Origin of the sequence: Pseudoclavibacter sp. Marseille-Q434 (assembly GCF_050315415.1) — a bacterium.
Lineage (GTDB): Bacteria > Actinomycetota > Actinomycetes > Actinomycetales > Microbacteriaceae > Pseudoclavibacter.
On sequence record NZ_JBNPQH010000001.1, the window covers coordinates 509,477 to 522,972 of the forward strand.

General features: G+C 68.3%; 8 protein-coding genes and 1 tRNA gene. 6 read left to right on the forward strand and 3 right to left on the reverse strand.

Going from position 1 to position 13,496, the window contains the following annotated elements:
* The first annotated feature begins 89 nt into the window (after positions 1-89).
* Together nudC and ACQFZP_RS02460 are read left to right on the forward strand one after the other, a co-directional pair.
* Positions 90-1,028 (forward strand): NAD(+) diphosphatase, encoded by a 939-nt coding sequence (gene nudC, locus ACQFZP_RS02455; RefSeq protein ID WP_249312007.1) that lies wholly within the window; start codon positions 90-92, stop codon positions 1,026-1,028.
* Positions 1,000-2,784, forward strand: coding sequence for an ATP-dependent helicase (locus tag ACQFZP_RS02460; protein WP_211890220.1), 1,785 nt, complete (start codon positions 1,000-1,002; stop codon positions 2,782-2,784). The genes nudC and ACQFZP_RS02460 overlap by 29 nt, the downstream gene beginning before the upstream one ends.
* Before the next feature lie 867 nt (positions 2,785-3,651).
* Here the strand turns inward: ACQFZP_RS02460 and ACQFZP_RS02465 are convergent.
* Positions 3,652-5,019 (reverse strand): zinc-dependent metalloprotease, encoded by a 1,368-nt coding sequence (locus ACQFZP_RS02465; RefSeq protein ID WP_179556488.1) that lies wholly within the window; start codon positions 5,017-5,019, stop codon positions 3,652-3,654.
* Positions 5,020-5,149: 130 nt separating this feature from the next.
* Here ACQFZP_RS02465 and ACQFZP_RS02470 point away from each other — a divergent pair, with 130 nt between their 5' ends.
* The 4 genes from ACQFZP_RS02470 (at position 5,150) to ACQFZP_RS02485 (ending at position 11,083) form a co-directional block, all read left to right on the forward strand.
* Positions 5,150-6,367 (forward strand): YlbL family protein, encoded by a 1,218-nt coding sequence (locus ACQFZP_RS02470; RefSeq protein ID WP_104312278.1) that lies wholly within the window; start codon positions 5,150-5,152, stop codon positions 6,365-6,367.
* A gap of 158 nt (positions 6,368-6,525) precedes the next feature.
* Positions 6,526-9,459, forward strand: coding sequence for a UPF0182 family protein (locus ACQFZP_RS02475; RefSeq protein ID WP_179556489.1), 2,934 nt, complete (start codon positions 6,526-6,528; stop codon positions 9,457-9,459).
* Between the two features lie 404 nt (positions 9,460-9,863).
* A tRNA-Met gene (locus ACQFZP_RS02480) sits at positions 9,864-9,940 on the forward strand.
* 252 nt (positions 9,941-10,192) lie between these two features.
* Complete coding sequence (locus ACQFZP_RS02485; protein WP_211890221.1) at positions 10,193-11,083, forward strand: DUF817 domain-containing protein; 891 nt, start codon at positions 10,193-10,195, stop codon at positions 11,081-11,083.
* Here ACQFZP_RS02485 and ACQFZP_RS02490 read toward each other — a convergent pair.
* Complete coding sequence (locus ACQFZP_RS02490) at positions 11,080-12,609, reverse strand: sensor histidine kinase (RefSeq protein WP_104312276.1); 1,530 nt, start codon at positions 12,607-12,609, stop codon at positions 11,080-11,082. The two genes, ACQFZP_RS02485 and ACQFZP_RS02490, sit on opposite strands and share 4 nt — an antisense overlap.
* Positions 12,606-13,385, reverse strand: coding sequence for a response regulator transcription factor (locus ACQFZP_RS02495; protein ID WP_104253611.1), 780 nt, complete (start codon positions 13,383-13,385; stop codon positions 12,606-12,608). The genes ACQFZP_RS02490 and ACQFZP_RS02495 overlap by 4 nt, the downstream gene beginning before the upstream one ends.
* Positions 13,386-13,496 lie beyond the last annotated feature (111 nt).

A 13,496-nucleotide genomic window follows, 5' to 3' on the forward strand; every position in this document is an offset into this window, starting at 1 on the left:
CAGGTTAGGAGGCAGGGTCCAGGCTGAGCGAGTGCCACGCCCGCACAGCGTCGAGGCGACCTAGGATGAGTCCGCCTATGAATCACTTCATGTCTCGTCTTCCCCTCGCCCAGCAGCAGACCGATCGCGACCACGAGCGTCGGAGCCAGCCCGGTCTCGTTCAGGCGCTCTTCGCCGATGACGCCACCCGCGTGCTCGTCCTGAGCGGAGGCCAGGCGCTCATGCGCTCCGACGGCGACGGGCCGAAGCTCGAGCTGCTGGTCGCGACGAGCGAACGCGCCTCGATCCTGGCACCCGTCATCGGCGAGGCCATCTACCTCGGTCGCACACTCGCCGACGACGACGGGCTGCCTCAGGGCACCTCCGTCGTGTCCGTCAGCGTCGGCGAGCATCTCGCGGCCGCCCTCGAGCCGGATGCGCGCCTCTGGGCGGGGCTCATGGAGACCGCCGCGCACCTGGGCGCTGTGCACTGCGGGCTGTTCACGGAGGCGCTCGCCATCACGAACTGGCACGACACCCACGGGTTCTCGCCGCGCACCGGCTCCGCGACCAGCTCGGGCCTCGCCGGCTGGGTGCGCCAGGCGGAGGGCGAGTCGCACGTCAGCTTCCCTCGCACGGACGCGGCTATCATCGCGGCCGTCCTCGACCGGGATGATCGCATCCTCCTCGGCGCGAATGTGCGGTGGAACCCGCGACGCTTCTCGCTCCTGGCGGGCTTCGTCGAGCCGGGAGAGTCGTTCGAGGCCGCCGTCGCACGCGAGATCTACGAGGAGGCCAGGGCCCACGTCGTCGAACCGAGGTACCTGGGTTCGCAGCCGTGGCCATTCCCCGCGAGCATCATGGTCGGCTTCACCGCCAAGCTCCACCCGGACCAGGACCCCGCGAGCGTCGAACCTGACAACGACGAGATCGTCGAGCTCGGCTGGTTCACTCGAGACGAGGTGCGCGCCATCGAGGATCGGCTCCCCGGCCCCACCTCGATCGCCCGCGCGATCATCGATGCGTGGCTCAGTGGTCACCTCGACTGAATCGGAGACACCGGCGCAGGCCTCGACGGCAGACGTCAGCCTCCTCGCCTCCCTCAACGACGCGCAGCGTGAGGCCGCGCTGGCCCTGGTCGGACCGGTCTGCATCCTCGCCGGCGCCGGGACGGGCAAGACCCGCACCATCACGCACCGCATCGCCTACGGCATCCGCGCCGGCGTGTACGACCCGTCCCGAGTGCTCGCCCTGACCTTCACCTCGAAGGCGGCGGGCGAGTTGCGCGGACGCCTCCGCGATCTCGGAGCCTCCGGTGTTGCCGCTCGAACGTTCCACGCCGCCGCGCTGAGTCAGCTCGGCTTCTTCTGGCCGCACACCGTCGGCGGGCCCGCGCCGGCGATCGTGAAGGGCAAGGGGAGACTCATCGCCGAGGCCGCCGAGCGCATCCGCCTGCGCCTCGACCCGGCGGGGGTGCGGGACATGGCGACGGAGATCGAATGGCGCAAGGTGCGCGAGCTCTCGATCGAGGAGTACGCGATCCAGCTGCGAACGACGCGATCTCTGCCGAAGGGCGTCGGCGACGACGCGGCTCTCGCTCTGCTGCAGGCGTACGAGGACATCAAGGACGAGCGTCGTCAGATGGACTTCGAGGACGTCCTCCTGGCCACCGTCGGCATGCTCGAGCTCGAACCGTGGGTGACCCAGCGTGTCCGCGAGCAGTACCGGTTCTTCGTCGTGGACGAATACCAGGACGTCTCGCCGCTGCAGCAGCGACTGCTGCAGCTGTGGCTCGGGGAGCGACGCGAGCTGTGCGTCGTCGGCGATGCGGCGCAGACGATCTACTCGTTCGCCGGGGCGTCCAGCTCCTTCCTGACGGGGTTCCCCGAGCGCTATCCGGACGCGCGGGTCGTGCGTCTCGAAGACAACTACCGCTCGACATCCGCGATCATCGGCGTCGCCAACGAGGTCGCCCGTCACGTGCCCTACGCGCTCACGCTCGAGCCGGCCGCCGAGACACCGAGGCGTGAGCCGCTGCCAGAGGTGCTGCAGTTCCACGATGACGATGATGAGGCGCGCGGGGTCGTGCACCGCATCGGCGAGGATCTCCGCGGCGGCATCCCGATCGAGAGCATCGCCGTGCTCTACCGAACGAACGTGCAGGCCGCCGCCGTGGAACGGGCCCTGCAGGACGCGGGGATCGCCTACTCGGCCATCGGGCAGCGCCGGTTCTTCGAGCAGCCGGAGGTGCGCCAGGCGCTCAGCGCACTGCGTGCCGCCGTCATGCAGGAGACCGAGGGGCCCCTGTTCCAGGCGGTCAGCGACGTACTCCGCGACCTCGGGTGGACACACGAGCCGCCCGCCGACTCCGGCGCGCTCCGCGACCGTTGGAACTCGTGGGACGCGCTTCTGCGGCTGGCCGATGCGCAGCCGCACGGCACGAAGCTCGCTGAGTTCTCGGCGGAGCTGCAGCAGCGGGCCAAGATGCAGTACGAACCGGAGCTGCGAGCCGTGACGCTCTCGAGCATCCACGCGGCGAAGGGGCTCGAGTGGGACAGCGTCACCATCATCGGGGCGAGCGAGGGCCTGCTGCCCATCTGGTACGCCGAGTCGCAGGCGGAGCTCGACGAGGAACGGCGCCTGCTGTACGTGGCCGTCACGCGCGCACGGAAGCGGCTCCGCCTGACGCATGCGCAGTTCGGGGGGAGACGCGACGCGGAGCGCCCCGCGTCTCGCTTCCTGGCAGAGCTCGGCACCCGCATTCGCCGTGGAACGAACGGTGCGTTCGGTGGACCTCGCCGCTGACGGCGTCGAGCTTCCAGGACTCGGAACCGCAATCTGCTGACGCGGGTCCCTCGGCGAGCCAGGAGGCCACCGATCTCGTCACGAGGCTGCGCACGATCTCTCGAGTGGACCGCGGCAGCGGGACCCGGTCGGTGACAGCGAGCTGCGTGGCGATGGCCGCCCAGGCCCGGTCGGCGTCGAGTCGGTGCAGATCGTCGCAGCGCACGCAGGGCGTGCGGCCGGGAACGACGAACGGCCCTACGGTCGCCCCGAGGTCCTCCGCGATGACGGCGAGGTGGGGGACATCGTCGGCCATCAGCGGCGCGTATCGCCGCGGCGGCAGGACGTAGTCGGCGCAGTCGACGACCACCCCGATCTCGGCGGGTCCCGGAGGCCGGTAGTCGGCTCCGGCACGCCTCACGGTGCATCCGAGCGCCGCGATGTGCTCGGAGAGGTCGTCGCCCGCGACGGTGCCGCGCACCAGGACGACCGGTGGTCGCCGCGGTACGCCCCTCGCGGGTCTCGTCGCCCGTCTGCGCGGCGAAACCGGCGCCACCTCGAGCAGCGGGCTGACGGCGTCCAGCAGGTCGCGCACTTCGGCGCTGGTCAGCCCGAGTCGGGAGCCACGCTCCTGGAACTGCTCGAGCGTGCCCTGCTGACGCAGCGATTCGAGGAAGCGCTCGGCTCCCGTGCTCGGCACGTCGATGATCGCGTGAGCGGCAACCCCGCCGAGCTGGAGAACCGTGGGGGAGCGCCACACGATCGGCACACCGGGAGGCAGTCGCAGGTCCATGCGGAGATCATGCTGGAACTCGTGGTCCAGCGCAGGAGTTCTCCACAGGCAGGCTGGGGCGCGGCCGGAGGGTCGAGCCCGCCGGCCGCAGCCCGCTAGCCGGTGGGCTTGTCGCCGCCCTCGGGCGCATCTCCGAACGCCGTCGGGTCGTCGAGGAACTTCGCGAGCGCCTCGTCGTACTCGTCCGCCGGAAGCTCGCCGAAGCCGAGCCTCGTCACGAGCGCCTCCGGGTGGTCGATGTCCTCACTGGTGGGAAGGGCGTCGAAGTGCGCCCAGAGCTCGTCGCGAACCTGAGCGCCGTGGGCTTCGGACACGGCCCTCCACATGGCTGCCGCTTCGCGGAGGCGGCGGGGACGCAGCTCTAACCCGACGAGCGACGCGAACGCGCGCTCCGCCGGTCCACCAACGGCTCGCCGACGGCGGACCGTCTCGGCCAGCGCAACGGACTTCGGGAGCCGCGCGGTCGCGTCCTCCGTCACGACGTCGACCCAGCCCTCGATGAGCGCGAGCATAGTCTCGAGTCGCGCCAGCGCCGCCTCCTGCTGCTCGGTGCGAGGCGGGATGAACGCGCCTTCGGAGAGCGCGGCCCTGATGCCGTCCGGGTCGCTCGGGTCGAGGGTCTGCGCGAGCTCCTCCATGCGGGACACGTCGATGCTCACCCCTCTGGCGAACTCGGTGATCGACGAGATGAGATGCAGGCGGAGCCATTTAGCGTGCTGGAAGAGACGCGCGTGGGCGGTCTCGCGCACCGCGAGGTACAGCTCGACCTGCTCGCGGTCGACGTCGAGGCCCTCGGCGAAGTCGTCGATGTTCTGCGGCAGCAGCGAGGGCCTGCTGTGGTCGAGGACCGGCACGCCGATGTCGCCTCCGGCGACGACCTCCTCTGCGAGGTTCCCCACGACCTGGCCGAGCTGCACCGCGAACATGGCACCGCCGATGCCGCGCATCATCGAGGAGGACTGGCCGAGCAGCTGCGCCATCTCTGGTGGTGTCTGCTCGGTGAGCACGTTCATGAGCGCATCCGCGATGCTCGTGGCGACCGGCTCGGACAGCGACGTCCAGAACTGGATCGAGCCCGTGATCCACTCGAGTCTGGTCAGCGTCGCGGGGGATTCGTTGAGCTCGCCGAGTTCGGTCGCCTCGCTCAGCCACAGCTGCGCCACGCGGAACGCCTGGTCGAAGCGGGCAGCCTCTTCCGAGCTGATCTCGCGGTTCTTCGGCTGCGCGACCCGGCGCGCCTGGTCTCGTGCGACCTGCCAGTCGAGCCCGTTTCCCGGGTTCGCCACGGCCGCCTGCAGCTGCGACAGCAGCGCCTGCACCGCGGCAGGGTCGTTCGGGAGCCCCGCGACCCCAGCCAGCTTCGCAGGGTCGAAGCCGCCCTGGCCGCTCAGCAGCTCACGAAGCAGCTTGCGCAGCTCGTCCTCGGATCCGTCGTCGGGAATCGGTCCCTGTGCATCACTCATTCCGCACCTCCCAGCGCTTGGATCTACGCTAGCTCGTGGCCCCTCGAAGGAAGGGTCGCCGTGACTGCGTATGCGCCGAGTGCCTTGCGCCACGGGCGAACAATGGCCGCAGGACATCGAAACGAGCGCAGTGACCTTCTTCTCAGAGCCCTCACCAGAGGGTGAAGCGCGTGTGCGCGAGCAGTCCGAGGCGTTCGCCAGAGCGCACGAGGCGAACCGTCGTCGAAGCGAAGAGGGGACCCGCCGGGCGCGCATCGGCCTCGTCTTCCTGTCGATCGGCATGCTGCTGCTCGTCGCGCTCGGGTTCAGCCCGGCCCCGTACGTCGTGCGCTCGCCCGGTCCCGTCTTCGATGCGCTCGGCACCGTGCAGGCGTCGCAGGAGGACCCCACGCAGGTCGAGGTCATCACGATCGGCGGAGCGGACACGTTCGAGCCTTCTGACGGGCAGCTGGATGTCATGACCGTCAACGTGGGCGGAAGGCCGGAGAACCTGCCCAACTGGTTCGAGGTGTTCCTCGCCCTCGTCACGCCGTCCAACGACGTGCTTCCCGTGGAGGCGTACTACGCAGATGCCGAGACCGGCGAGCAGCGCGACGCGCAGAACGCTGCGCTGATGCAGGGTTCGGAAGCGGATGCGATCGCTGCCGCGCTCCTCAATGAGGGGTACGACGTCGGAACGGCACTCGCGATCGTCTCGGTGGGCGAGGACGGGGCAGCGGCAGGGATGCTCGAGCCGGGTGACCTCGTCACCTCGGTGAGCGGCATCCCGGTCGACTCGACCGAGGGCCTCCCGGCGGCGGTCGCCGAGGCCTCAGGCGGCAATCTGGACGACCTGCAGCCGGTGGACGTCGCTGTCGACCGGGGCGGCGAGTCCAAGACCTTCTCGATCACGCCACGCGCGGGTGTCGTCGAGGGGGAGGAGCGAGCCCTGCTGGGCGTCACCGTCTCCACGCAGCACGACTTCCCCATCGATGTGAGCATCGAGCTCGGCAACGTCGGGGGGCCGAGCGCGGGGCTCATCTTCGCGCTGGCCGTGTCGGACAAGCTCGTCGACGGCGACCTCACCCAGGGGCTTCACGTCGCCGGCACCGGCACGATGTCCCCGGACGGCACCGTCGGCAGCATCGGCGGCATCACGCAGAAGCTGTACGCGGCCGTCGAGGTCGGGGCGGACCTCTTCCTCGCTCCGGCCGACAACTGTCAGGACGTCATCGACGGCGGTATCCCGGGTGGGATCCCCGTGTACGCGGTCTCGTCGCTCACCGAGGCTGAGCAGGTCATCCAGACCGTCGGCGAAGGCGCCGACACGACCTCGCTGCGCACCTGCGAGTCGGTGCTCGGCTCCTGAGGCGGCGGTGTCTCAGTTTTGCCAGGCACTTGCCAGATAAACTCTCCTAGTTCCCCTTTCTCGGAAAACAAACGGCCCTTCCAGGCAATGACAGGTACGACGTGACAAGCACTGCAGCTCAACAGCCCCAGAGTCCGAAACCCGCCAGCCGACGTCGGATGGGACCGCTCACGATCACACTGCTGATCGTCGTGGCGCTTCTCGTCGTCTTCTTCTGGTTCGCCGGCCGATACGCGGACGTGCTCTGGTACGACCAGCTCGGCTTCCTCCAGGTCCTCCTCACCGAGTGGGGAGCTGGCGCGATCATGTTCGCGATCGGACTCGTCGCCATGGCGGTGCCCCTGTATGTGAACCTGCAGATCGCCTACCGCGCGCGTCCCGTCTACGCGAAGCTCAACGAGCAGCTCGACCGCTATCAGCAGGTCATCGAGCCCATCCGTCGCGGGGCAATGGTGTTCGTGCCCGCCATCTTCGGCCTTTTCGCCGGTGTGGCGCTCATCGCGTCCTGGCAGACCGTGCTCATGTGGATGAACTCGACCCCGTTCGGCGAGACCGACCCGGTGTTCAACCTCGACGTCTCGTTCTACGTCTTCCAGCTTCCCCTGTACCGCGGTGTGGTCGCCTTCGTGAGCGCCGTCGTGCTGCTCTCCCTCATCCTCACGGCCGCGACGCTGTACCTGTACGGCGGTATCCGCGTGACCGGTCGCGAGGTCGTCATCTCGAAGAGCGCGCGAACGCACATCGCGATCCTCGCCGGCCTGTACATGCTCGTCCAGGCAGTGAGCTTCTGGCTCGACCGCTACGCGGCGCTGAACACGCTCTCCGGCCGCTGGACCGGTGTGCTCTACACCGAGGCGAACGCGACGATCCCCGGCCAGGGCATCCTCGCCGGAGCCGCGATCGTCGTCGCTGTGCTCTTCTTCATCGCGGCAGCCATCGGCCGCTGGCGTCTTCCGCTCGTCGGAACCGCGCTGCTCGTCATCGTCGGACTCGTCGTCGGCATGGTCTACCCCTGGATCGTGCAGCAGTTCCAGGTCGGACCGAGCGAGCAGGCACTCGAGACCCCGTACATCCAGAACAACATCGACGCGACCCGCGCCGCCTACGGCCTCGACAAGATCGAAGAGGTCAACTACGCGGCCGAGACGACGGTCAGCCAGGGGCAGCTGCGTGACGACGCCGACACCACGGCGAACATCCGCATCCTCGACCCGTCGCTCGTCTCGCCGACGTTCGCGCAGTTCGAGCAGGAGCGCGCCTACTACCAGTTCCCGGAGAGGCTCGACGTCGACCGCTACGAGATCGACGGCCAGGTCCAGGATGCGGTCGGCTCCGTCCGAGACATCAACATCGCCGGCCTCGGCGCCGACGCCCAGTCCTGGGTCAACAACACCATCGTCTACACGCACGGCTATGGGCTCGTCACGGCCTTCGGCAACCAGCGCGGCCCAGACGGCCAGCCCCTCTTCATCGAGGGTGGCATGCCAAGCGAGGGCGCGCTCGGCGAGTTCGAGCCCCGCGTCTACTTCGGCGAGACCTCGCCCGAGTACTCCATCGTCGGTGCCCCCGAGGGGTCCGAGCCAGCTGAGTTCGACCACGTGTCGGGCGCGGATGGCGCAACCCAGACGTACAACACGTTCACGGGAGACGGCGGCCCCGATCTCGGCAACCTCTTCAACCGTCTCGTCTACGCGATCAAGTTCCAGTCGGAGCAGATCCTGCTCTCGGAGTACGTCAACGACGAGTCGCAGATCCTCTACGACCGCGACCCGGCCGAGCGAGTGCAGGCGGCTGCCCCGTACCTGACGATCGACTCCGACCCGTACCCCTCGGTCGTGGACGGACGCCTCACGTGGATCGTCGACGGCTACACCACGAGCAACAAGTACCCGTACTCGGAGCTCGCCGGCCTGCAGAATCTGCTCGAGGACGCGGACACGCCGGCCTCCTCGCTGCCTCCAGAGGTCATCAACTACATGCGCAACTCGGTGAAGGCGACCGTCGACGCGTACGACGGCAGCGTCACGCTCTACGCCTTCGACGAGACGGACCCGATCCTGCAGACGTGGCAGAAGGTCTTCCCGTCGACGCTGAAGAACGTGTCGGAGATGTCGGGTGACCTGCTCAGCCACATCCGCTACCCCACGGACATGTTCAAGGTGCAGCGCGAGATGTTCGCGCGGTACCACGTGACCGACGCGAGCACGTTCTACAACCAGACGAACGCGTGGCAGCTGCCGCAGAACCCGACTGGTGGCGAAGCGTCGCAGCCCCCGTACTACCTGACGATGCAGCTCCCCGGGCAGGAATCGGCCTTCTCGATCTACTCCACGTACATTCCGCTGACGAACGCGAACGCGCAGTCGAGGAACGTGCTGAGGGGGTACCTGGCGGCGAACTCCAACGCGGGTTCCACAGACGGTACGGTCGCTGACACCTACGGGCGCATCACGCTCCTCCGGGTCGAGAACGACAACGTCAACGGTCCGGGTCAGGTGCAGAACATCTTCAACTCGAACGAGACGGTCGCCAACCAGCTGAACCTGCTCGAGCGAGGCGGCCAGACGCAGGTGCTGCGAGGCAACCTGCTGACCGTGCCCGTCGGCGAGGGCTTCCTGTACGTGCAGCCGGTCTACGTCGAGTCCACCGGTGAGACCAGCTACCCGCTGCTCAGGCGCGTGCTCGTCGCGTTCGGCGACAAGATCGCGTTCCAGCCGACGCTCGACGAGGCGCTCGACGAGCTCTTCGGTGGCGACGCCGGTGCGGACGCGGGTGACGGTGGCGTCGAGGTCTCCGACGACGATGTGCCCGTCGACTCCATCCCGGACGACACCGCTGGGACGCCGGCTCCGACTGCCACGACTCCGCCGGCTGGCGGGGGAACGGGGACTCCACAGGAGCAGCTCTCGACGGCCCTGGCCGACGCTGAGCAGGCACTTGAGGACCGCACGACGGCGTACGCGAACAACGACCTCGTTGCCGCAGCTGAGGCTGACAAGCGACTCACGGACGCCTTGAACCGCGCCCGTGAGGCTGATGGTCAGATCTCGGGCACCTCGGGCGAGTCCCCGGAGCCGACGCCCACCACGTAGGCGGCCGAGCTCCACACGCCGACGGGCGTCGTCCTCACTGAGGACGGCGCCCGTCGGCGTCTGTGCCTGCGTGTCCTCCCCGCAGCGCGCCCCGACGCCTTGCCCCGGCCCACGATTCGTCAGCAGAGGTGGGCCGTGTGCACCTGCTGTGCGGTCGGCGGCTGCACAAGACCCAAGTCTGAGGTGCACACGCGGTTGCCGCGGAGGCGCGACGCGCCCGGGATGCGGTGCCTGCCCGGCCGGGCGAAGCCGTTTTCGACGAATTCGCGTCCTTCGGGCGGTTGCTCGGCCCGTTCTAGCCCGATGTGTTGTCGCCCCTGGACCCCCGACACGCCGCGTTTTCCGGGGAACGAGCACCCGGAGTTGCACGACGTCAGGACCGCGTGTAATGTTTTCTCTTGTGCCGCGGGGTGGAGCAGTTCGGTAGCTCGCCGGGCTCATAACCCGGAGGTCGTAGGTTCAAATCCTGCCCCCGCAACCAAAGCCGCACAAGTTGGGTTGCTCGAAAGAGCAAGTATGAACTGCGGCACAAGGCCCGTTTCCTCTCGAGGAAGCGGGCCTTTCACGTTCCCGTTTGCCTTGGGCCGCCCCTCATCCGTCTCCGGGGCCCACTGCCGACCTGGAAGTGCGCGGGTGTCGTGGCCCGCCTCAGCGGGTTCGCGGTCTGAAGCCGCTAGTCTCGGCCATTCGACGTGCGCCGATCGTTGGCGCGGTAGGAAAGCGGCGGTGCCAGGTGGCCAGATTCACGAGCCTCGAGCGGCGCATCGACGACGTCGCCGGGCGGCTTCTCGAGAACTCCCCGTCTCACGGCCTCAGGGCCGGCCTGGTGGAGTTCCTGGTGTTCGGCCTGAAGCAGGCGTGGGCGTGCATCTTCGGCGCGCTCATGCTCGTCATGATCCTCGCGGCGAGGCTCGGGTATCCGGACGACGCCCTGCTCGCTCGGAACGATGCGCTCGTCATCGGCGCCGTCGTCATCCAGGTCGTCATGATCGCCGCACGGCTCGAGACGGGGCGCGAGCTGCTCGTGATCCTCGCCTTCCACATCGTCGGCACCGGTATGGAGCTCTTCAAGACGAGCGTCGGCTCGTGGAGCTACGCGTCAGGGGGAGTGCTGCACATCGGCCCCGTGCCGCTCTACACGGGGTTCATGTACGCCGCCGTGGGCTCGTACATGTGCCGCGTCCATCGCCTCTTCGACCTGCGCTTCTCGAGGTACCCGCGCATCTGGCTGACCGTCATCGCCGCCGTCTTGATCTACGTGAACTTCTTCACGCACCACTACGCCTACGACTTCCGCTACGTGCTGCTGCTCTTCGTGGCGGTGCTGTGGGGTCGCACGTGGATGCACTTCCGCGTGTTCCGCAGGACGCTCCGCATGCCGCTGCTCGTCGCGTTCCTGCTCGTCGCGCTCTTCATCTGGTTCGCGGAGAACATCGGCACGCTCGCGGGGGCGTGGGTGTACCCGAACCAGGAGCACGGCTGGGAGCTCGTGTCGATCACGAAGCTGCTCTCGTGGTTCCTGCTCATGATCATCTCGGTGGTCATGGTGACGCTCGCGTACCCGCCGAAACCTCCGCTCGCCGACGCGGAGCCATCGGGGCGGGAGGCGAGCGCGGCTCGCTAGTCCCAGGCCTTGGCGGCGGGGATGCGCACGATGAATGCCGCGCCGTCATCTGACTCGACGGCGATCTGTCCGCCGTGGGCCTCGACGATGGACTTCACGATCGCGAGCCCGAGCCCGGTGCTGCCTGAGGCCCGTGTCCTGGCCGAGTCGCCGCGTGCGAACCGCGAGAAGAGGTCCTGACGCAGGGCGGCGGGGATGCCGGGGCCGTCGTCGCGAACCACCAGGACGGCTTCGCGCCCGGTCGCAGACGCGGTGGCGAGTTCGTAGCGGACGGACACGTTGACGTGGGTGCCTTGCGGGGTGTGCTGGCTGGCGTTCGAGAGGAGGTTCACGACGATCTGGTGCAGGCGCTCCCAGTCGCCGAGCACGGAGACCTCGCTCGGGGGCACGGTGGCGCTCCAGTGGCGGTCGGCGTCACTGGCCTGCGCGTCGCTGACGGCATTGATGACGAGCTCGGACAGGTCCACGGTGTCGAGCTGGAGGTCCTGGCCTTCGTCGAGGCGGGCGAGCAGCAGGAGGTCGTTGACCAGCGAGCTCATGCGGGTCGCCTCCGACTCGATGCGGGCCAGGGAGCGCTCGGTGGTGTCCGGCAGGGATGCGGAGTCCTGCCTAGTGAGTTCCGCGTAGCCCTGGATCGCTGCCAGGGGGGTGCGCAGCTCGTGGCTGGCGTCGGTGACGAAGCGGCGCATCCGCTGGTCGGCTGCGGAGCGAACCGCGAAGGCCTCGTCGACGTGCGCGAGGAGCTTGTCGAGCGCCTCGCTGACCTTGCCGACCTCGGTTCGGGGGTCGATGTCGTTGAGCTTCACGGCCTGGCGGAGTCCCACCTCGCCCGATGCGAGGGGCATCTGCGCCACGTTCTCGGCCGCGTTGACGACCCGGGAGAGGGGACGCATCGCGACGCGCATGACCAGGGCGACGAGGAGCACGATGAGCCCGATGCCCAGCGAGGAGAGCACGAGCGTGAGCACGGTCTGGTTGAGGGTCGCCTCTCGGGCGGTGTCGAGCGACACCGCGGAGATGAGGGCGTAGCTGGGATCGCCCTCCCATTCGTGGATCATGACGCGGAAGTCGCCGGCGACGTCGTCGAGCTTGATGGTCTCGAGCAGGGAGTGCTGGACTGCGAAGTCGTCGGACTGCGCGAGGGCGGCGAGCTCGTTCTTGATGGTCTGGTCGCACTCGACCGCGGAGGTCTCGCTGAAGGACGCCGAGTCGATGATCTCGCCGTTGTGCGCGAGGGCGATGATGGTGCCTGGCGCGTGTCCGACGAAGTTGATGAGCGGCTTGACCTTCGGGGCGCTTGTCTCGCCGTTCTTCGGCGGGTGCGGGTGGGTGCCGGGGATGTCGTCCCGGTACTTGTCGACGGAGTTCTCGAGCACCGACATGGAGGCGGCGAGCTGTGTGTTCACGACGCTCGTGATCGCCGAGTTGAGGGTGACGACGTTCATGATGCCGATGACGCTCATGACGAACGCGACCACGAGGGTGACGCCGACGATGATGCGCGCCCGGAGCGTCCACGGTCTCATTCGGCTGGCCTGATCACGTAGCCGACGCCGCGGACGGTGTGGATCATCGGCGTGCGCCCGGCGTCGATCTTCTTGCGCAGGTAGGAGACGTAGAGGTCGACGATGCTGGCCTTGCCGGCGAAGTCGTAGTTCCAGACGCGGTCGAGGATCTGGGCGCGACTCAGTACGCGCTTGGGATTGCGCATGAAGTAGCGCAGCAGCTCGAACTCGGTTGTCGTGAGGGCGATCGGGTCGCTGCCGCGGCGCACCTCGTAGCTGCTCTCGTCGAGGAAGAGGTCGCCGACCCGGAGCTGTGAAGCGTCATCCGCGACGGCTTCGCCCGCTCGTTGGATGAGTCCGCGGAGCCTGGCGACGAGCTCCTCCAGGCTGAAGGGCTTGGTCATGTAGTCGTCGCCGCCCGCGGTGAGCCCGATGATGCGGTCGTCGATCGAGTCCTTCGCGGTGAGGAAGAGCACGGGCGTGGCGTGTCCTTGACCTCGGAGGTTCCTGAGAATGCTGAGGCCGTCGATGTCGGGAAGCATGATGTCGAGGACGACGACGTCGGGCCGTTCCGCCGTGAACTTCGCGAGCGCGTCGCGACCGTTGCTGGCCACGTCGACCTGCCAACCCTCGTAGGAGAGGGCCAGGCTGACGAGGTTCGTGAGCGTCTCTTCGTCGTCGACAAGCAGCACGCGGATGGGGGTGCCGTCCGGGCGGTGGAGACGGGGGAGCTGGGCGAGGACCGCCCGACGGCGCCCGGGCTCGATGATCGGGTCAGCGGAAGCAGAATCGGGCATTGGATCATCGTGTCACGAGCGGGCCCCGCGGGTGGTATGTGGGCCCGTCCTCATAGGAAGCTCAAATCTTCTCTTACCGAGGGCATGGAGGGAGTTCGTAACCTGCGACGC